The 18,771-nt window shown below is 70.8% G+C and carries 14 protein-coding genes and 1 other RNA gene; 4 read left to right on the forward strand and 11 right to left on the reverse strand.

Going from position 1 to position 18,771, the window contains the following annotated elements; all coding sequences use genetic code 11:
- Window positions 1–147: 147 nt before the first annotated feature.
- Both NKJ47_RS05060 and NKJ47_RS05065 read left to right on the forward strand, forming a co-directional pair.
- Window positions 148–570 carry a hypothetical protein gene (locus tag NKJ47_RS05060; RefSeq protein WP_254460435.1) on the forward strand — a complete coding sequence of 141 codons (423 nt, stop codon included), beginning with the start codon at window positions 148–150 and terminating at the stop codon, window positions 568–570.
- Window positions 571–714: 144 nt separating this feature from the next.
- Complete coding sequence (locus NKJ47_RS05065) at window positions 715–2,823, forward strand: hypothetical protein (protein ID WP_254460436.1); 2,109 nt, start codon at window positions 715–717, stop codon at window positions 2,821–2,823.
- 354 nt (window positions 2,824–3,177) lie between these two features.
- On the opposite strand, the gene NKJ47_RS05070 is transcribed toward NKJ47_RS05065, so the two are convergent.
- A complete protein-coding gene (locus tag NKJ47_RS05070; RefSeq protein ID WP_254460437.1) occupies window positions 3,178–4,422 on the reverse strand; it encodes a multifunctional CCA addition/repair protein in 1,245 nt (414 codons plus the stop codon).
- A 131-nt stretch (window positions 4,423–4,553) separates the two neighbouring features.
- Entirely contained in the window at window positions 4,554–6,521 is a 1,968-nt protein-coding gene (locus NKJ47_RS05075) for a transglycosylase SLT domain-containing protein (RefSeq protein ID WP_254460438.1), read from the reverse strand.
- Between the two features lie 759 nt (window positions 6,522–7,280).
- On the opposite strand from NKJ47_RS05075, the gene NKJ47_RS05080 reads away from it, so the two are divergent.
- Window positions 7,281–10,127, forward strand: a complete 2,847-nt coding sequence (locus tag NKJ47_RS05080; protein WP_254461342.1) for a TonB-dependent receptor — start codon at window positions 7,281–7,283, stop codon at window positions 10,125–10,127.
- A gap of 330 nt (window positions 10,128–10,457) precedes the next feature.
- Here NKJ47_RS05080 and NKJ47_RS05085 read toward each other — a convergent pair whose 3' ends face one another.
- From NKJ47_RS05085 to NKJ47_RS05100, 4 genes are all read right to left on the reverse strand, one after another.
- Complete coding sequence (locus NKJ47_RS05085; protein ID WP_254460439.1) at window positions 10,458–11,225, reverse strand: endonuclease/exonuclease/phosphatase family protein; 768 nt, start codon at window positions 11,223–11,225, stop codon at window positions 10,458–10,460.
- 25 nt (window positions 11,226–11,250) lie between these two features.
- Entirely contained in the window at window positions 11,251–12,111 is an 861-nt protein-coding gene (locus tag NKJ47_RS05090) for a thiol:disulfide interchange protein DsbA/DsbL (protein ID WP_254460440.1), read from the reverse strand.
- Between the two features lie 104 nt (window positions 12,112–12,215).
- Window positions 12,216–12,857 (reverse strand): thiol:disulfide interchange protein DsbA/DsbL, encoded by a 642-nt coding sequence (locus NKJ47_RS05095; protein WP_254460441.1) that lies wholly within the window; start codon window positions 12,855–12,857, stop codon window positions 12,216–12,218.
- 88 nt (window positions 12,858–12,945) lie between these two features.
- The gene (locus NKJ47_RS05100) at window positions 12,946–13,767 is read right to left on the reverse strand and encodes a c-type cytochrome (protein ID WP_254460442.1); all 822 of its coding nucleotides are present in this window, start codon (window positions 13,765–13,767) and stop codon (window positions 12,946–12,948) included.
- Between the two features lie 129 nt (window positions 13,768–13,896).
- Here NKJ47_RS05100 and yihA point away from each other — a divergent pair, with 129 nt between their 5' ends.
- A complete protein-coding gene (gene yihA / locus NKJ47_RS05105; protein ID WP_254460443.1) occupies window positions 13,897–14,517 on the forward strand; it encodes a ribosome biogenesis GTP-binding protein YihA/YsxC in 621 nt (206 codons plus the stop codon).
- 416 nt (window positions 14,518–14,933) lie between these two features.
- Here yihA and NKJ47_RS05110 read toward each other — a convergent pair whose 3' ends face one another.
- The 5 genes from NKJ47_RS05110 to NKJ47_RS05130 form a co-directional block, all read right to left on the reverse strand.
- Complete coding sequence (locus tag NKJ47_RS05110; protein ID WP_254460444.1) at window positions 14,934–15,923, reverse strand: MBL fold metallo-hydrolase; 990 nt, start codon at window positions 15,921–15,923, stop codon at window positions 14,934–14,936.
- Between the two features lie 107 nt (window positions 15,924–16,030).
- Window positions 16,031–16,861: a helix-turn-helix transcriptional regulator gene (locus NKJ47_RS05115; protein ID WP_254460445.1), complete on the reverse strand. Its 831-nt coding sequence runs from the start codon at window positions 16,859–16,861 to the stop codon at window positions 16,031–16,033.
- A gap of 166 nt (window positions 16,862–17,027) precedes the next feature.
- Window positions 17,028–17,103, reverse strand: a non-coding RNA gene (locus NKJ47_RS05120) — sX9 sRNA.
- A gap of 61 nt (window positions 17,104–17,164) precedes the next feature.
- Window positions 17,165–17,623 carry a VOC family protein gene (locus NKJ47_RS05125; protein WP_254461343.1) on the reverse strand — a complete coding sequence of 153 codons (459 nt, stop codon included), beginning with the start codon at window positions 17,621–17,623 and terminating at the stop codon, window positions 17,165–17,167.
- A gap of 232 nt (window positions 17,624–17,855) precedes the next feature.
- Window positions 17,856–18,551 carry a VIT1/CCC1 transporter family protein gene (locus NKJ47_RS05130; protein WP_254460446.1) on the reverse strand — a complete coding sequence of 232 codons (696 nt, stop codon included), beginning with the start codon at window positions 18,549–18,551 and terminating at the stop codon, window positions 17,856–17,858.
- Window positions 18,552–18,771 lie beyond the last annotated feature (220 nt).

An 18,771-nucleotide genomic window follows, 5' to 3' on the forward strand; every position in this document is an offset into this window, starting at 1 on the left:
CGCCGCGCGGCGGCATGGTGACGGGATGCCGCATGTGCCGCGCTTGTGCCGGTGGCCGAGGTCTGCTCTGCTTAGGTCCCTGCGTCGTGCGCAATGGAACGCTGCCGCTGCCGTCGCGTCGCCCTCCTGTCTCCACAAGGGCCGTCGGTGATCTACGAAATCGAACCCTATACGGCGGTGAACGGTTTCCGCTTCGGTTGCAGCCAGGCGCAACTCGCCAAGACGCACGGCGCGCCCTTCACTACGGTGATCGACAACATCCAGAAGATCGTGACCGAGACGCGGGAGGGCTGCGAACTGGTCTACGAACGCAAGACGCTGCGCTACGTGACGCTCAACAAGCACGTGAGCCCGGTGGTCGAGGGGATCGAGATCTATGCCGCGGACGCGCTGGCGCGGCTGATGGCGCTCGACCCCGACCACGCGATCGGGCCGCGCTATGCGCTGTTTCGCCGCCTCGGCATCTGCGTCGGCGGCATCGGCGCCAAGCGCATTCCGGAGGGCAGGCTGGTCAGCGCCTTCGCCGAGGACAAGCGCGACTTCTTCGAATTCTTCGTCGCAGAGGAGTGAGGCGCGCTCGCGCGACGGCGCGGCGCCCCGTCAATGCCGTCGGCCGTCGCGGCCGGTTCCGATGCTTGATCCCATCCCTGTGCGCAAGGCCTTCATCGGCGCATGCGTTAGGCTCGTCCCCGATCGCCACAGGGGGAGATCGTCATGCGGATCGGACGGACGTGCGTGCCGCGGCAATGCCGTGGCGGCAGAGGCTGGATCATTGCGGTGTCGCGCGCGATCGCGAGGTGTTGCGCGCGTCGCAGCGGTGTCGCGGTGGAGGTGCCGGGCGGCCCACGCGCGGGGTGTCTTCGCCGGATGCGCGGATCGCAAGCTGCCGGCGCAGCGCGTGCTGCTGCGGCCTTGCTGCTGGTGGTCGCGGCATGGCCGGCGTTTGCGGCGCCGGCCACGGCGCCGGCATCTTGCCAGCGGCCAGCGTTGCCGGTGGCCTGCGCCGGCCCGACCGCGGTCGGGCGCTTCATCGCCCGCAACGCCGGTCCGTGGCAGCCGTACGCCTTCGCCGCACCGCTTGATGTGCCGGCGGGGCAGACCCTGGCCATCGCGATCTGCGGGCAGGCCAACCAGGCCGTGCAGGACGCGCACTGGCCGGCGTTGGCGTCGTTGCTGCCGACACTGGTTCACCGCGTCGGCAACGACGCCACGCTGGCGATCCTGGTCCAGGACAGCGCCAACGTCGCCCTGGGCGGGCGCCTGACCCTGGGCGAGGACACGCTCGGCGCCGACGGCACGCTGCACGCACCCACGGGGCCGGTGCAGGCGGCCCTGATCGGCACGCTGGTCGATGGCCCCATCGGCGCCGGTGCGCGCGTCGACCTGTATCTGCGCGATGCGGCCAACGTCAGCCTGCAGACAGCGCAGAGCCGCCTGCACCTGGGCGGCGGCAGCCTCAGCGAACGGCTGATCGCGCCGCGCGATGCAGCGGTCGCGGCCGCCGATGGCGCCTGTCTCGAGGTCGTCGTGGAGCGGAGCGACCGCGTGCGCGGTGGCCAGGGAACGCTGACGATCGGCGGCGGCCGCCTGCAGGGCGCGCTGATCGCGCATCCGCTGCGTGGCGGCCGCGTCGCCGTGCAGGTGGACGACGTGGCGAATGTGGTGGTGGACGAAGTCCGTCTGTTCGCCGGCCAGTTGCTGGACGAGGCGCTGCAAGCCGGGCCGTGGCTGGGCGGCCAGATCGCGATCGCGCTCGCCAATGCCGCCAATGTCGATGCGCGGGCGCTGGACATCCAGGATGCCGTGCTGGTCGACGAACTGGTCGATGCCGGGCAGGTGCAGGAGGCGGCGATCGAGCTGCGCCTGGCCGATACCGGCAATGCCAGCGTTGCCGGTGCGCTGCGCATTCGCGATGGCGGGCTGATCGACGAGCCGCTGGACGCCGCCGATCTGCTTGCGTCCGATATCACGGTGACCCTGCTGCGCAGCGGCAATGCCGTCGCGGCCGATGCGCGGATCGTGGACGGGGAACTGATCGACGAAGCGATCGACGCCGGTGCGGTGCAGGACGCGACCTTGGCGGTGCGCTTCGAGGACGCCGGCAATCTGCATGCGGCGACGGCGCGGATCGAGGAAGGCGAGCTGATCGACGAGGCGATCGATGCGGCGTCCTTCGACGGCGGCACGCTCGACGTGGGGTTCGCGAACAGCGGCAACGTCACCGGCGGCACGCTGGCCGTCGTCCATGGCGAACTGATCGACGAGGCGGTCGACCTGCAGGGCACGCTCGCGCGTGCGCACCTGCGCCTGGACATGGCCGACGCCGGCAACGCCCGGGTCGAGACGCTGGACATCGTCGAGGGCGAACTGGTCGACGAGTTGCTGGACCTGGTCGATGCGCGCGATGCCAGCGTGGAACTGCGCGTACGGCGCAGTGCCAACGCGGGCGGTGCGCTGTCGGCGTCGGGTCAACGCGTGTCGGTCGTATATGGCGAGTTGATGGATGAGGTGATCGACGCGGCGGGCGCGCTCGACGGATTCGCCGGCGTCGTCGACCTGGGCGAGGTCGCCAACGCGCGCGCCGCACACATCGCGCTGCAGGGTGCGCAATTGCTCGACGGCGTGTTGGACGCGGCGGCGCTGCGCGTCAGCGAACTCGGCCTGCAGCTGGCCGATGTGGCCAACGCGCGCTATCGGGATGCCCTGGAGATGCGGGAAAACAGCACGCTGTTGGGGACGCTGGCCGACGTGGACAGCCGCGATGCCGCCTCGCAGATCGCCACGGTGGTCGTGGCCAGCGGGGAGGCGATCCAGGTGCCGTAGCGCGCGCCTGGCGAGCAGTGCGACGGCCGGTGGCTGCGCTGCGACCAGCGCCGCATCGTTGGGGCGCTGCATCGTTCGTCTGGATGCGTCGTGACGGGTGGCGGCGCTGGTGATGTCCATCCTTGCCACGATCAAGCGGGCGCGTCATGCCCCGTAGGCGTGGCTTCAGCCGCGACGGGACTTCCCCGTGACACGGGGGCGGCTGAAGCCTCTCCTGCACAGGGGGCTTTGTCGTTAGTGGATGTTCGCTTCCATCGCGATGGCCATCGCCGGGAAACCTGTCGCGGCTGATTCCCAAGAAGGAGCCAAGAACCGCGCCTACGGCGTGTCTGAGCAAGCGCGGCGTGGCAGCGATCAGCGCGTGTCGGCCTGCAGCTCCCGCCGCGCCGCGGCGATCGCCGCGATCCGCGCCTTGGCCAGCGCCTCGCCGATCTGCGGGCCGCTCAGCCCCTGTGCGGCCAGATCGCGTGCGTTCACCGCCAGCGCGGCCGCATGCAGGCGCTGCAGGTCGCGGCCCTGCGGGTAGTCGGCGTCCTCGCTGCCGAGGCGGCCGCGCTTGTCGGCCTCGCACACCCGCGCCAGTTGCGCGATGCGCTCGGGCTTGCGGAAGCCGTCGCAGCGCTGCAGCAGTTCGTGCACGGTGCGGTCGCGCAACTCGGCCAGGCGATGCACGTTCAGATGCTCGCGGCAGGCGATCTCGGCCAGTTGCCGCTGCTCCTGCGGCACTTTCAAGCGCTCGCACAGCGCGCGCAGCGGGGCCAGGCCGCGTTGCTCGTGCATCAGGTGGCGCGGCCATTCCTCGGGCGGCGTCAGCGCCTTGCCCAGGTCGTGGGTCAGCGCGGCGAAGCCGACCAGCGCATCGCCCGGCGCCAGTCGCGCGGCCATGTCGCTGACCAGTTCCTGGTGGCGGCCGGTGTCGATCTCGGGATGGTAGTCGGCGCGTTGCGGCACCCCGTACAGCGCATCCAGCTCCGGCAGCACCCAGCGCAGCGCCTCGGCCTCGCGCAGCGTGCGCAGGAACGCCGAGGGCTGGGCCGAGGTCAGGCTGCGCCGCAGTTCCTGCCACACGCGTTCGGGCACCAGCGTTTCCAGTTCGCCGCTGGCGGCCATTGCGCGCATCAGCGCCAGGGTCTCGTCGGCGACGCGGAACCCCAGCGGCGCCAGCCGCGCCATGAACCGCGCCGCGCGCAGCACCCGCAACGGATCCTCGGCGAAGGCGGGGCCGACATGGCGCAGCACCCGCTGCTCGAGATCGCGTGCGCCGCCGTAGGGATCGACCAGGCGCCCATCGGCCTCGTCGCGGGCGATGGCGTTGATGGTGAAATCGCGCCGCTGCAGGTCTTCCTCCAGCGTCACCGACGGATCGGCCTGCACCACGAAGCCGTGGTAGCCGCGCCCGGCCTTGCGCTCGGTGCGCGCCAGCGCGTACTCCTCGCCGCTGCGCGGATGCAGGAACACCGGGAAATCGCGGCCGACCTGCTTGTAGCCCAGCTCCAGCATCTGCTGCGGGGTGGCGCCGACCACCACCCAGTCGCGGTCGCCGGGCGGCTGGCCGAGCAGGGCGTCGCGGACGGCGCCGCCGACGAGGTAGGTTTTCATGGGGGGGCGGGAATGGGGAGTCGGGAATCGGGAATGGTAAAAGCAGGTTGACTAGATCCGATGCCTTGCTGGCGCGCGAGCACAGCAGCTCGGGCGATCGCACGCGATGTGTCGTTGCGATTCCCCATTCCCTATTCCCGATTCCCGGCCGCCGCACCGGCGGCCTCACACACAAACTTCTTCCGCGGCGCATCCAGCTTGCCGAGCATGCGCTCGGTGACCGGCAGGGCGTCGCCGTTGAGGCGCCAGTCGTAGATCACGCTGAAGGCCAGGATGCGCGCGACGTACTCGCGGGTTTCCTTGTAGCTGACCGTCTCGATCCAGAAGTCGGGGTCGTGGCCCGGGCGCTGGGTCTGCCAGCGCGAGGCCGGTCCGGGGCCGGCGTTGTAGGCGGCGATGGTCAGGTAGGGCAGGCCGTAGGTGTTGAGCAACTGGCGCAGGTAGGCGGTGCCGATGGCGATGTTGGTGTCCGGGTCGTACAGGCTGGCGGCGCCGCCGTAGCCGGCCAGGCCGAGGTTGCGGGCGATGCTGGCGCCGGTGGCCGGCACCACCTGCATCAGGCCCATCGCGTTGGCCGGCGAGCGTGCGTTCGGATTGAACACGCTCTCGGCGCGGATCTCGGCGGCGACCCAGGCCGGGTCGATCGCGTTCCTGCCGGCTTCGCGGCGAATGGTCTCGGCGTGGTGCAGCGGGAAGCGCAGCGTGTACAGGCGCTGCTCCTCCGGGCGCTTGCCGAGCCCGAACACCGCGCGGTCGAACCAGCCGTTGGCGCTGGCCACTTCCACCGCCAGGCGCCGCTGGGTGTCGTCGAAGCGGCTCAGCGCATCGTTCCACTCGGCCACCGCCCAGCCGGCGCGGTCGATCTTGAACAGCTCCAGCGCGCGGATCAGCGCCGGGTCGCGCGCCACCGCCGCCTGCGCCTGCGCGCTGTCGTTCGGCTCCCACGGGCACAGCGCGTACGGTTGCTTGAGCCGGTCGGCGGCCAGGAAGCCGTGGAAGGTGGCGGATTTCGCCGCTTCGCGGTACAGCCGCTGCGCCTCGCTGGCGTTGCCGGTCTTTTCCGCCAGCCGCGCCTCGAAATACTGCCAGCGCGAATCGCTGCGCTGCGCCGGCGGCATCTTGCGGATCGCGGCCAGCGCCGCCGGCCAGTCGCCGCGCGCCATCGCCTCGCGCGCGCGCCACTCGTGCAGGCGCTCGTCGTAGGCGGACTCGGGCACGGCGTTGAGCCGGCGCGCCGAATCGGGTCCGTACGAGGCCACCGTCCACAGCGCGATCTGGTACAGCACCGCGCCACGCTGCGCCTCGCTGAACTGCAGGGCCTGGGCGAACTGCGGCAGTTGCCGCTCGGCCGCGTCCGGGTCGGCCTTGCCCAGTTTCTCCAGCCCGTCCACCGCCACCTTGCGGCTGCGCTCGGTCTTGGGCCAGCCCAGCGCACGCGGATGCACCGCGTCCAGGAACGCGGCGTAGTCGTTGGCCAGGGCCAGCTCGGCGGCGGGCAGGCCGCGCGCGGCGGCACGCATCACCGCCGGCTGCTGCGCGTCCGCGGCGGCTTCCACGCGCGCCCAGCGCAGCGCATCGGTCATGCCGCCGCGCGCCTGCAGCACCGCAAACACCGGATCGCAGGCGTCGGGCAGCGACTTGCCGGCGTTGCGCCACAGCGCCTGCGCTTCGTCCACCCATTGCGCGTCGGCGCGACCGGTGGCCTGGCGCGCGTTGAGCTGGGCGCAGCGCAGGCCCAGGTTCTCGGTGGGTTTCCAGTTCGCCAGCAGCGCCGGCCAGTCCTCGCGCCGCGCCAGCGCCGGCAGCCACAGCGCGCGGAAGCTTTCGGCCACCGGCTGCCCGGCGTAGCGCTTGAGGAAGTCCTGTGCCTGCGCATCGGACACCTTGTCGATGTTGCGGCGCAGGTTGGCGTACTCCAGCCAGCCGTACAGCGGATGCTGCTTGAACGCGGCCGCGCGGACCGGATCGAAACGGCCTTGCTCGGCGTCGTCGATCGCCGAGCGGATCGCCGGGCGTTGCGCGTCCAGGGACTGGGCGAGGGCGGAAACCGGGCCGCACACCGCGGCGACGAACAGCAGGAGAGACGTGCGCAGGATCATGCGCGGGACTATACCGAACGCCGATGAATCGCCGTTTCAACTGGCGATGGCGATACTGTCGCATCCGCCAGCACGGCTGCGACGATGGGGGGCCGCGTCGCCCAGGTGGGCCGGCGAGTGCGCTGGAGGCATCGAGGTCATCGTGGCGACCGACGGAGCCACGGCACGTGGTGTCAGTGCGATGCCCTGCAGCGTTTGCAGATCGGCATCGCGCGCCGGGCCGTCCGCTGCCCCGGCACGGGCGGGTGAGGCGCGGAGGCAACTTCGTGCGCTTGAGCGCTGCGGGATGCTTCGCGCCGTACCCTCACCCCAACCCCTCTCCCGGGGGGAGAGGGGTTTGAGCGTGCGGGGCGCCGCGTAAGCCATCGAGACCGCACTTCCCTTCTCCCACCGGGAGAAGGTGCCCCGCAGGGGCGGATGAGGGTACGAGCGCCGCTGTGGACAACGACAGCTAACGCAGCCAGGCATTGCGAGGCGCTTCGCGCCGTACCTTCACCTCAACCCCTCTCCCGGGGGAGAGGGGCTTCGGCATTGCGTCGCCGTTTGACGGGGGCTCGCGACCCCGTGTCTACCAGATCGACCAGTCGTCGCGACGGCCCGCGCTTTGCCCGCCGGATGCTTGCACGGCGTTTACAATTTGTTTACAAGGAATGCCACGCCGTCGCGGTGCAGGGGGTCGCAGCGGCCGACCCACATCCTTTCTGGAGAGAGAGACGGATGAATTTCCTGCACCGCCATCCTTTGGTCTTCGCGGTCTCCATGACGCTGCTCGGCGGCGTCTCCGCCACCGCCGGGGCCCAGCAACAGACGCCCCCGGCTGCCCCCGGCAGTGCCACCACCCTCGACAGCGTCCAGGTCACCGGCACCCGCATCCGCCGCGCCGAAGTGGAGGGCCAGGTGCCGGTGCAGACCCTGAGCCGCGCCGACATCGAACGCACCGGCCTGACCTCCATCGGCGATGTGCTGCAGGAACTCACCGCCTCCGGTTCGGCCTTGAACGCCAAGTTCAATTCCTCCGGCAATTTCGGTTTCCCGCCCGACGGCAGCGGCGTCGGCGCCGGTTCGGCGCAGGTGGATCTGCGCCATCTGGGCGCCAAGCGCGTGCTGGTGCTGGTCGACGGCATGCGCTGGGTCAACGAGTCCTCCGCCTCGGGCGTGGGCGCGGCCACCGACCTCAATACCATTCCGCTGGCGATCGTCGAACGCGTCGAGGTGCTGGAGGACGGCGCCTCGTCGCTGTACGGCTCGGACGCCATCGCCGGCGTGGTCAACATCATCACCCGGCGCAATTTCGAAGGTGGCCAGGTCACGCTGAACTACGGCGAGTACGACAAGGGCGACGGCGCCAACAAGGGCGTGGACCTGGCCTGGGGCCACAGCACCGCGCGCACCAGCCTGTTCCTCGGCGCCAGCTACACCAAGCAGGATCCGATCTACGCCCGCGACCGTGCGCAGTCGCTGTATCCGATCCCCGGCACCGGCCTGACCTTCGGCAGTTCGGCCACGCCGGACGGGCGCTTCATCTTCGTCGATCCCAACACCGGCGCCGAGCAGAACCTGACGCCGAACAGCGGCGTCGGCGCGCCGCGCTACGACGGCGCCGGCGGCTGTACCCGCAGCGACGACTACCACTGCTTCACCACCGCCGACCGCTACAACTTCGCCGCGTCCAACCTGCTGCTGACGCCGTCCGAGCGCAAGGGTGTGTTCGGCCAGTTCCGCTTCTTCTTCAACGACGACGTGCAGTGGTACCTGAAGCTGCTCGGCAACCGCCGCGAATCGACCAACCAGGCCGCGCCGGAGCCGATCTTCCTCGGGCCCGACGCCGGCACCGGCAATCCGCTGGCCGACAACATCGTCATCTCCGCCGCCAACCCGTACAACCCGTTCGGCTTCGCGCTGGATTCGGCCAGCAACCTGATCATGATCGGGCGCCGCCCGGTGGAAGGCGGCCCGCGCGTGTTCGAGCAGCGCGTGGACACCCAGTACGTCGGTACCGGCTTCATCGGCAGCTTCGAGAGCGCAGACCGCACCTGGTTCTGGGACGTCAACGGCGCCTACAGCAAGAACAAGGCCGAGCAGACCAACTACGGCAGCTACAACATCTACAACATCAACCTGGCGCTGGGCGATCCGGCGGCGTGCGCGGCGGTGGCCGGCTGCGTGCCGCTGAACATCTTCGGCGGCGCCGGCAGCATCACCCCGGACATGCTGCGCTGGATCCAGCCGGTGGTGCACGACCGCAGCCAGAACGAACTGACCCAGTTCACCGCCAACCTCAGCAGCGACCTGTTCCGGCTACCGGCCGGCGCGGTGTCCTTCGCCACCGGCGTGGAGTACCGCAAGTACGAGGGCTTCTACCGCCCCGATCCGCTGACCGTGATCGGCCACTACAACGGCGTGCCGTCGCTGCCGACGCAGGGCAGCTACGACGTCAAGGAGGCCTACCTCGAACTGAGCGTGCCGATCTTCGCCGACTCGCCGCTGGGCGACAAACTGGACCTGAGCCTGGCCGGGCGCTACTCCGACTACTCCACCTTCGGCGGCAAGTTCACCCCGAAGTACGGCCTGCGCTGGCAGGTGGCGCCGGACTTCGTGCTGCGCGCGAGCTATGCCGAAGGCTTCCGCGCCCCCAGCATCGGCGAACTGTACGGCTCGGCCGCGCGCGCCGACCTGACCCTGTCCGACCCGTGCTCGATCGGCCTGGGCGGCACCGCGCCGCGCGGCAGCGCCAGCAACTGCGCCGCGCTTGGCGTGCCAGCCGGCTACCAACAGGCCAACTCGCAGATCTCGGTGACCACCGGCGGCAACCGCGCGCTGGAGCCGGAGAAGGCGCGCAGCTTCAGTGCCGGCTTCGTCTGGAGCCCGTGGTTCGCCAGCAACGTGCCGTGGTCGGACCGCTTCGACGTGGAGGTGACCTTCTACCGCCACGACATCGACGGCGCGATCCAGGCGATCAATGCGCAGACCCAGCTCGACCTGTGCGTGGATACGCTGTCGCCGACCTACTGCGACGGCATCACCCGCGCCTCCACCGGCGGCATCAACGGCTTCAACAACCGCCTGACCAACCTCGGCTCGATCAAGACCGACGGCTGGGACGTGGACCTGTTCTGGAACTCGCCGGAAACCGCCGCCGGCCGCTTCAAGATCGCCTGGCAGAACACCTTCGTCACCCGCTACGTCGCCACCGGCGCCGCCGGCCAGGTGCAGCCGCAACGCCCGGGCGTGGAAGTGGTGGACAGTTCCATTCCCGAGTGGACCAGCAACCTCAGCCTGGACTGGTCGCTTGGCCGCTGGAATGCGTCGTGGACGCTGCGGCACATCTCCGAGCTGACCGAGCAGTGCGGCGACGCGGTCGCGTTCCCGGTGTGCAGCGACCCGGTCGCCGGCACCAACACGCTGGATGCGATCACCTACCACGACCTGCAGGTCGGCTACCGCTTCGACTGGCTCAAGGGCCTGACCCTCAGCGGCGGCGTCAACAACGTCTTCGACAAGGACCCGCCGATCTGCCTGTCGTGCTCGCTCAACGGCTACGACGCCTCCACCTACGGCATCCCCGGCGGCCGCTACCTGTACGTGCGCGCGGATCTGAAGTTCTAGTCGCTGCCCGCGCGATGGCGCCTTGCGGGAGCATGTGTGCGCTCCCGCAGGACACTGCGGATGCGCTGGAGGGGGGGCGACGCCTGGGGATGCCGTAGGAGCGGCTTCAGCCGCGACAGGCATTCCCGGTAAGCCCGTCGCGGCTGAAGCCGCTCCTGCAGGATGCGTCCCGGCGTGCCCATAAGCAGCTTGCGTCTTGTCGGGGAAAGGCTCCCGAACATCCCGGGGCGCGGGGTCTGCCGTGCAAGTCGGGCGCGTCGGGTCGGGGCTGGAAGCCCCTCCCACCTGGGGGCGCTCTCCCCCATGAGAACGCCTGGGCGATGGTGCGCTTCAGCGCAGCAAGTGCTGCGGCACTTCGATCTCGGTGGCCACGGCGAGGTGGTCGGAGAAGGCGGCGGGCACGGCGCGCTGTGCGTTGCAGCGCAGGCCGTCGCTGACCAGAATGTGGTCGATGGCGCGCTGCGGGCGCCAGCTGGGGAAGGTCGGCACCACGCAGCCCGGCGGTTGCAGCCGGGTGCGCTGGTAGAGGAGCTGCATTTCCGGGCGGTCGGCGACGCAGTTGAAGTCGCCCATCAGCACCACGTTGGGATGATCGGACAGCAGTTCGGCGATGAACGCCAGTTGCGATGCGCGCGAGTTCGCGCCCAGCGACAGGTGCGCCACCGCCACCGCCAGGCCTTCGGCGCCGTTGCCGAATTTGGCCAGCAGCACGCCGCGCCCGCCGAGCCGACCGGGCAGGGCGTGGTCCTGCACTTCCACCGGCTCCAGCCGGCTGAGCAGGCCGTTGGCGCTGGAGGCCACGCCGCCGACGCGCCGGTTCGGCTGGTGGCTCCAGTAGTTGAAGCCGCCGCGTTCGGCCAGGTAGTGGGTCTGGTTGGTGAAGCCCGAGCGCAGGCTGCCGGGGTCGGCCTCCTGCAGGCCGACGATGTCGTGGTCGCTGGCCAGCTGCGCGATCGCGTCCAGGCTGCTGCGCTTGCGCCCGGCCGGCAGCGCATGCGACCAGCTGCGGGTCACGTAGTCGCTGTAGCGGCGCGTGCTGGAACCGGCCTGGATGTTGGCGGTCAGCACGCGCAGCGTGCGGGTGGCGGGAGCGGTCACGGCGGTGCGGCCCGGCGAACGGTGCTTACTTGGCCATCGCCGCGCGTTCGCGCGCGATCAGGTGATCGGCGATGCGCAGCATGTCGTCGTAGCTCTTGCCCTTGACCAGGTACTTGCCGTTGATGATCAGCGACGGCGTGCCGGTGATGCCGCTGCGGGTGGCGAACTGCTTGGCGCGGTTGGTCTTGGTGGCCACCGCGAAGCTGCCCATGGTATCGGCGAACTGCTTCGGGTCCACGCCGTACTTGGCGTAGAAGTTGGCGATGTCCTGCACCGAGTCGCGGCCGCGCTCGCCCTTCAGGGTCTCGTCGACGTGGATGGCCTTGTACAGCGCATCGTGGGTCTTTTCCTGCACGCCCAGCGCCTCGGCGGCGTAGAACGCGCGGGCGTAGTCGTCCCAGGTGCCGCCGAACATCGCCGGTACGTACACGAAGCGCACGTCGGACGGCAGGCCGGCCTTCCACGGACCGATCAGCGGCTGGAAGCGCGCGCAGGCCGGGCAGACGTAGCCGAAGATTTCGGCGACCTCGATCTTGCCGTTGGTCGGCTGGAACGGCTGGCCGCCCGGGATGTCGACATAGTCGGTACCGGCCACCGGCTCCGGGCCGTTCGGGGTCCTGGCGGCGACCGGCTTGGCCGGGGCGGTGCTGTCGCCTTCGGCGGCGGCGGGCTGCGCGGCGGCATCGGCGGTGGTGGCCGCGGGGGCGGCCGGCGTTTCGGCGGGCGCGGCGGGCGTGGCGGAGGCGTCGTTGCCGGCGGCGGGCGCGGCCGGCGCCGCGGTGGTGCCGGAGGCCGGGGCGACGGTGTCGGCAGTGCCGTCCTGGGCCTTGCATGCGACCAGGATCGGCAGCAGGGCCATCAGGGTCAGGGCGAAGCGGGTCTTCATCGGCGACATCTCCAGCAGGATGGGGGGAAATGCCGGACGCGCCGCAAGCGCGGTCCGGCTACCCCGTCATGATGCCATGGCGTGGATGAAGCGCCGTGCGCCGATTACTTGCCAGCGCGCTCGCGGGCGATCAGCGCGTCGGTGATGCGCAGCATGTCCTCGAAGTTCTTGCCCTTGACCAGGTACTTGCCGTTCACGATCAGCGCCGGGGTGCCGGGGATGTCGGCGCGCACGGCGAAATCGCGCGCGGCCTTCACCTGCGCGGCGACCTGCGGGCTCTGGTAGGCGGCGATGAAGGCCTGCGGCTTGACCCCGAAGTCGGCGTAGAAGGTGGCCAGTTCCTCCGGCGCCACGTTCTGCACCGGCACGCTGTGCTTGTCGTGGATGGCCTCGAACATGGCGCGGTGGCTGCGGCTCTGCACGCCCAGTTGCTGCGCGGCAAAGAAGGCGGCGGCGAAGCTGTCCCAGTAGCCGCCGAACGCCGCCGGCACCAGGGTCAGGCGCACGTCCTTGCCCTGCTTGCCGGCCCATTCCTCCAGCAGCGGCTCGAAATGCGCGCAATGCGGGCAGGGGTAGCCAAACACTTCCGCCACCTCGATCTTGCCGGCCAGCGGCGCGAACGGCTTGGGATCGGCGATCAGCGTGTAGTTCTCGCCCTCCACCGCGGTGGCGGACTTGGGTTGCGCGCACGCGCTCAATGGCAGCAGGGCGAGCAGGCACAACAGCAGGCTGGGCAGTCGGTTCATGCAATCTCCAATGGCAAAAAACGCGCGCCGGTCGTCGGGACCGGCGCGAAGGGGAAACGGGGGCCGGCGCCGCCGCGGCGGCGCACGGTCAGGATTGTTGCGCGGGCGCCGGCTGCTGTGGCGTTGCCGCCGCAGGCGCCACCTGCGCGGCGGCCGCATCGTCGGCGCGGTCGTGCAGGCCCTGCAGATAGCTGCCCAGCGCCTTGATCTCCTGGTCGGTCAGCGGCTTGGCCACCTGCGCCATGATCTTGAACAGGGTCGGATCGCGTTCCTGGGTGGTGCCGGCCTGGTATTCCTGCAGGCGCCGCGCCACGTAATCGGCGTGCTGGCCGCCCAGGTGCGGATACGCCGGGCCGGGGTTGCCGGCGCCGGCCGGGCCGTGGCAGGCCATGCACGCGGGAATGCCGCGGTTCGCATCGCCGCCGCGGTACAGCTGCTGGCCGACCTCGTAGAACTTCATGCCCGCGTACGGACCGTCGGCGATCACCGCATCGTCGGCGATGCCGGCGCCGGCCTTCTGCGTGGCGAAGTAGGCGCCGATATCGCGCATGTCCTGCGCGCTCAGCGGCTGCACGAACGGCACCATCGCCGCGACCGCGCCGCTGGTGCGCTCGCCGTGGGCGATCAGCGCCATCTGCCGCGCGCTGTAGCGCTCCATCTGGCCGGCGATGCGCGGATACATGGCGATGGCGGGATTGCCGTCCGGGCCATGGCACGCGGCGCAGGCCGCGGCCTTGGCCTGGCCGGCCTTGGGGTCGCCCCAGGCGGCCTTGCCGACGTCGCCCTCCAGCGGCGTGGTGCGCACCGGAGCGTTGTCGGGAATGGGCACCACCGAGGTCTGCGCGAACGCGACCGCGGCGGCGACGGAAACGGCTAGACCGGCAAAGGCAAGAACGCGAGCGTGGCGCATTGCTGAAGCTCCGTATGACCCGACCCCGCGGCTGCCAGGCCGGCGACCGCACTCGCGCGATTATCGGCATGCCGCGCCCCGGCGGTCAACGAAGCCCGCCCGGGGCCGCGGACGTGCGATCCTAGGGGAATGTCGCTGATCCTCGAACGTGCCCACTACCTGCTTTCCGCCCACAATGCCCGCCAGTTGCCGGAGGACGGTGGCTGGGAAGTGGCGTTCGCCGGCCGCTCCAACGCCGGCAAGTCCAGCGCGCTGAACGCGCTGACCCGGCAGAACGCCCTGGCCCGCGTCTCCAAGACGCCCGGCCGCACCCAGCAGCTGGTGTTCTTCCAGGTCCAGCCCGAGCGCTACCTGGTGGACCTGCCCGGCTACGGCTACGCCAAGGTGCCGCTGGAGTTGCAGGCGCACTGGCAGAAGTTCATCGACACGTATTTCCGCACCCGCGAGGCCCTGCGCGGGCTGGTGGTGGTGATGGACATCCGCCATCCGCTCAAGGACTACGACCGGCAGATGCTCGGTTACGCGGTGCAGCGCGGCCTGCCGGCGCATGCGCTGCTGACCAAGGCCGACAAGCTCGGCCGCGGCCAGCAGGCGCAGGCGCTGCAGCAGGTGCGCAAGGAACTGGCCAGTGCGTTCGGCGACACGGTCAGCGTGCAGGCCTTCTCCGGCGAGAGCCGCCAGGGCGTGGACGAGGCGCGTGGCATCGTCGGTAGATGGCTGGGACTGGAGACGGAGCCGAGCGCCGCGTAGTCAGTGCGGCGGTACTGGGCGAAGCCTCGTGCGCCCGAACTCCGCGAGACGCTTCGCGCCGGACCCTCCCCCCAACCCCTCTCCCGGTGGGAGAGGGGCTAGCGCTTTCCCTTCTCCCGTCGGGAGAAGGTGCCCCGAAGGGGCGGATGAGGGTACGGGCGCAGCCCGTGCGCCCGAACCCCGCGAGACGCTTCGCGCCGGACCCTCGCCCCAACCCCTCTCCCGGGGGAGAGGGGCTAGCGCTTTCCCTTCTCCCGTCGGGAGAAGGTGCCCCGAAGGGGCGGATGAGGGTACGGGCGCAGCCTCGTGCGCCCGAACTCCGCGAGACGCTTCGCGCCGGACCCTCACCCAAATCCCTCTCCCGCGAGAGAGGGGCCAGTACCTAACTCCTTACTCCCGCAGGGAGAAGACCATCCTCAAGGCGCGACCGGCAACGGCGAGAATTCGGCCGGCACCCAGGCGAACGCCTCGCCCTCGCGGCGCACATGGCCCAGCCCCGGGAACGGCAGGTGCGCGCCCGCCACCCACCAGCCGTGGTCCGCGGCCTGCGCCAGCATGCGCTTGCGCGCGGCGATCGCCGCGTCGCGGTCGCTGTCGGCCTCGTACGCCGCCTGCGGTTGCGCGAACTGCACCGCGTGGTAGTGCACCAGGTCGCCCCACACCAGCAACTGCTGCCCCGCGCCGCCATCGAAGCGGTACGACACGTGCCCGGGCGTATGCCCGTGGGTATCCAGTGCTACCGCGCCGCCGGGCAGCGCATCGCCGGGGCGGAACCGGCGCAGCCGCTGCGTGGCCTGGTACGGCGCCACCGCCGCACGCGCCAGCGGGAAGGCGAAGCGCAGCATCTGCGGTGCGCCGGCCTCGCTGGCCGGATCGAGCCAGTACGCGGCGTCGGCGGCGCTCAGCCACACCGTCGCGTTGGGATAGGCGGGCTGGCCCTGCGTGTCGAGCAAGCCGCACAGGTGGTCGGGATGCGCGTGGGTGAGCAGCACGTCGTCGACCTGCTCGGGCGCGTAGCCGGCCGCGCGCAGGTTGGCCAGCACCTGGCCGAGCCCGGGGCCGAAGCAGGTGGCGGTGCCGGTGTCGACCAGGGTCAGGTGGGTGCCGTCCTGGATCAGATAGGCGTTGACCGCGGTCTGCAGGCCCTTGTCGTTCTCCGGCACGTAGCGGTGGTCGAGCAGGCGCGCGATCGCCTGCGGGGGGATGTTCGCCAGTTGCGCGCGCGGCAGCGCCACGGTGCCGTCGAACAGGGCGGTGACGCGCAACCGGCCGATCGCCTGGCGATACACGCCGGGCACCTGCGTTTGGGGAGCCGGCGCGGCGGCATGGGCGGGGGACGGCAGCGTCAGCGCCGCGCCGGCGCTCAGGGCCAGCGCGCACAGCGCGCGCAACGGAAACACGGACATGGGGATTTCCCGGTAGGGCGGCAGGCGCCGCGGTACCGGCATGCTGCGCTCGCGTCGCTGCGTGATTCGCTCATTCCGCTGCGCGCGGCGCTCAGCGCCGACGCGGCTCAGTTGCCGATGCTGGACGGGTCCAGGCCGTAGCGTTGCTGGAAGCGTTGGCTGAAGCTGCGCACCGAGCGATAGCCGGCGTGCGCGGCGACCGTCTTCAGCGGCCAGCGCGTGGTGTACAGCAGCTGCATCGCATGCGCCAGGCGCGCATCGGCGAGCAGTTCGCGCAACGAGGTGCCTTCACTGGCCAGGTGCCGGCGCAGGGTCGCGCCGCTCAGGCCCAGACTCTCCTCGATGTCGCGCGAACGCCAGGCGCGTTGCGGCTGCGCGGCGATCAGGTCGCGCACCTGCGCGGCCACGCTCGGCGCCGGCGGCAACAACAGGCCGCCGTGGCCGCGCCGGCACAGCGCCACTACCAGGGCCGCCAGTGCCAGCCGCGCATCGGTGTAACGGCCGTCCTGCAGTGCCTGCCGCCATTGCAGCAGGGTGCTGCCGACCTCCTCGGCGCGCAGGCGCGCCAGTTCCGCGCCGGCGGCGGGCAGCGGTTCGTTCCACAGCACGCGGGCGGCGCTCAGCGCTTCCTCGCACAGCGGCACCAGCACGCTCAGATACAGGCCGCTATGCGGATCCGGGATGTTGACCACATCGATGCGGCAGCGCCGCGTCACCAGGAACAGGTCGCCCGGCACGAACTCCAGGGCCTGTGTGGCGGTGCGCACCTGCTTGCGCCCCTGCAGCAGGATCGCCAGCTGCGGCCGCGGGATCTCCACCGAGCGCGCGCCGTGTTCGCGGCGCGCGCTGATGCAGGCGTAGCCCTCGGCCTGCGCGCAGTCGGCCAGGCTGGCCAGGCGCGCCAGCAGCAAGGCGTCGGAAGAAGTGGTGTCGGCCATGGCCGCGATGCTACCTCAGGGCGCTGCACGCGCTCGGCCAGGCACGTCGAACGCGCGGTCGATGGCGCCGCTGACGAGCATCGCCGCCGCGCCACGGAACACCAGCCGCACCGCGCCGCTGCGCCGTCCCGCAGCGCCCGCCCCCACACCGGATGCGACGTAGAGCGGCTAACAAAACGTCGCGAGCAGTCGCCAGGTGGGCGTGGACGGCGCACAGCAGCCGCAGTGCAACAGTGGTACTTGGGGATTCCGAGTACCGTCCGCGCCCGTCCGGCGGCGGCGTAGCCGCTTTGTTGGCTGCTCTTACCTGGGAGGTTGCATCAGCTCGATGGTGATCCCGTCGGGACCGCTGACGTAGGCAACCACGGTTCCGGCGCGTGGACCGGCCTGGATCGGCCGCGCAGATCCTTTCAGGTGCCATCCGTGCGCCTGGATCCTGGCGACTGTCAGCTCGATATCCGCCACGGTGACCGCAAGATGCGCCGCGCCGATCGCGCCAGCACTCTCGGGGGCCTTGCCCAAGCGGCTGGCGGTCGAGTACTCCAGAAGTTCGATGGGAAACCCGGCAGGCGAGACCACCAGCGCCATGCGGCAACGCGGATCGTCGACACCCGTGACCTCTCGCAGGAACTCGCCGCCCATTTCGCCGGTGCGAACGAGTTCGAAGCCCATGGCCTGCGTCCAGAACTTGATCGCCTCATCCAGCGATGAAACGGAAAATCCCGTGTGGTCGACGGCGACGGTACCGGTGTTGATTTTCAGGACTCCACTTCTGTGCTGTTTCCAGGGATGGGGGCGCTGGCCTTGCCGTCTGCCCTTTGCGTCTGGCTGGGTCGGACGTGCCTGTCGTCGCCATCGCAGCCACCAGCAGTATTACGGCAACACAGTGCGATTCCAAACGCCAGCGCAGGCGGCCAGGCACGCCTGCGGCAAGGTGGGGTGAGAGCCGCTGGCGGCCATGGATGGGGATGCTACCGCAGGGCGCTGCGCGCACTCACACATGCACGCCGAACGCATGGCCGATGGCGCCGCTGGCGAGCATCGCCGCCGCGCCCCAGAACACCACCCGCACCGCGCCGCGCAGGCCCGAGGCGCCGCCGGCGCGCGCGGCCAGCGCGCCGGTCAGCGACAGGCCGATCAGGGTCGCTGTGCCGGTGACCCACAGTTGCCGGCCGTCCGGCGCCAGCCACGCGGCCACGATCGGCAGCGCCGCGCCGCTGCAGAACGCCGCCGCCGACGCGGCGGCCGCCTGCAGCGGACGCGCGCGCAGGCTCTCGGTGATGCCGAGCTCGTCGCGCGCGTGCGCGCCCAGCGCATCGTGCGCGGTCAGCTGCTCGGCGACCTGGCGGGCAAGACCGGGATCGAGTCCACGCTGGCGATAGATCGCGGTGAGTTCGTCCAGTTCGCTCTGCGGATCCTCGTGCAGTTCGCGGCGCTCCAGCGCCAGGTCGGCGTGTTCGGTGTCGGCTTGGGATTGCACCGACACGTATTCGCCGGCGGCCATCGACATCGCACCGGCGACCAGGCCGGCGATGCCGGTGGTCAGCACCGTCGCCGCCGCCGCGCCGCTGCTGGCGACGCCGACCACCAGGCCGGCCACGGACAGGATGCCGTCGTTGGCGCCGAGCACGGCCGCGCGCAGCCAGCCGGCGCGGTCGGTGCGATGGCGTTCGGAGTGGGGAGGGCGCATGGCACTGCCTGTGACGAAACGGGTGGGGGAGACCGCAGCCTAGCCGAGCCGGTGCCGCGAACGCTTGCTGCGTCTCACTCTCGACGCCAGCGGCGGCGCGGCCGTGGAATGCTGCAGTACCGCCGGTAGCGACACGGGCCTCGCTCCCGGCACGCTATAGTGCGGGCCTTGCGGTGGCGGGGAATGGTCCCCACATCGCTCCACCCGCCGTGCGAGTCCT

The organism is Xanthomonas sacchari (genome assembly GCF_024266585.1).
In the GTDB taxonomy this organism is placed as follows: domain Bacteria; phylum Pseudomonadota; class Gammaproteobacteria; order Xanthomonadales; family Xanthomonadaceae; genus Xanthomonas_A; species Xanthomonas_A sacchari_C.

Coding starts and splice junctions, on each gene's coding strand:
- NKJ47_RS05110 (WP_254460444.1), bottom strand. CDS start 15,923: ATGTCCGTGTTTCCGTTGCGCGCGCTGTGCGCGCTGGCCCTGAGCGCC.
- yihA (WP_254460443.1), top strand. CDS start 13,897: ATGTCGCTGATCCTCGAACGTGCCCACTACCTGCTTTCCGCCCACAAT.
- NKJ47_RS05100 (WP_254460442.1), bottom strand. CDS start 13,767: ATGCGCCACGCTCGCGTTCTTGCCTTTGCCGGTCTAGCCGTTTCCGTC.
- NKJ47_RS05070 (WP_254460437.1), bottom strand. CDS start 4,422: ATGAAAACCTACCTCGTCGGCGGCGCCGTCCGCGACGCCCTGCTCGGC.
- NKJ47_RS05075 (WP_254460438.1), bottom strand. CDS start 6,521: ATGATCCTGCGCACGTCTCTCCTGCTGTTCGTCGCCGCGGTGTGCGGC.
- NKJ47_RS05115 (WP_254460445.1), bottom strand. CDS start 16,861: ATGGCCGACACCACTTCTTCCGACGCCTTGCTGCTGGCGCGCCTGGCC.
- NKJ47_RS05080 (WP_254461342.1), top strand. CDS start 7,281: ATGACGCTGCTCGGCGGCGTCTCCGCCACCGCCGGGGCCCAGCAACAG.
- NKJ47_RS05095 (WP_254460441.1), bottom strand. CDS start 12,857: ATGAACCGACTGCCCAGCCTGCTGTTGTGCCTGCTCGCCCTGCTGCCA.
- NKJ47_RS05065 (WP_254460436.1), top strand. CDS start 715: ATGCGGATCGGACGGACGTGCGTGCCGCGGCAATGCCGTGGCGGCAGA.
- NKJ47_RS05130 (WP_254460446.1), bottom strand. CDS start 18,551: ATGCGCCCTCCCCACTCCGAACGCCATCGCACCGACCGCGCCGGCTGG.
- NKJ47_RS05090 (WP_254460440.1), bottom strand. CDS start 12,111: ATGAAGACCCGCTTCGCCCTGACCCTGATGGCCCTGCTGCCGATCCTG.